The sequence below is a fragment of the Sphingobacterium bovisgrunnientis genome (assembly GCF_009829085.1).
Classification (GTDB): Bacteria; Bacteroidota; Bacteroidia; order Sphingobacteriales; family Sphingobacteriaceae; genus Sphingobacterium; species Sphingobacterium bovisgrunnientis.
In genome coordinates this window covers 1-476 of record NZ_WUQY01000133.1, presented here as the reverse complement: position 1 = coordinate 476, position 476 = coordinate 1, and the positions used below count along the sequence as shown (strand labels likewise).

1 protein-coding gene is annotated in these 476 nt (G+C 41.0%); it reads right to left on the bottom strand.

Annotation, left to right across the window (positions count from 1 at the left end):
* A partial coding sequence (locus GOQ16_RS17760) for a hypothetical protein (protein ID WP_204987521.1) occupies nt 1–184 on the bottom strand: 184 nt, incomplete at its 3' end.
* Between the last annotated feature and the right edge of the window lie 292 nt (nt 185–476).

Genomic DNA, 476 nt, shown 5'->3' with positions numbered 1-476 from the left:
GTTTTGGTAATGTGGTGGTTGTGATTTTAGCGATTGTGATTTTGGATAGTGTTGCAGTGATCTCAATCGATTGGATCTGCTGAGGTGTGGTTGTGATTCCAGCGGCGGTGGTTTTGGTTATGTGGTGGTTGTGATTGAATCTGTTGGGTTGTGGTTCTAGCAACGGTGGTTTGGGTTGTTGCAATGTTGTGGTGCATTGAAGTTAAATGTGTTAGTGGTGGTGGATTGGAGGTGATGGATTACGATACTTGTATGCGGTGTATGTAGATTTGTTTGTGGTGATCCTTTGTGACCAAATATGTGTTTGTTGTGACTATTTGTGACCAATTTTGTGTTGGTTGTGACCGGTTGTGACTTGAGATTGATCTGGTCACAGACAGACACACTGAATACAAATTTGGTCACAATTAGTCACAGTTAGTTACAATTGATCACAGTTAGTCACATCGAAAATAAAATTGGTCGCGAAAACAAAG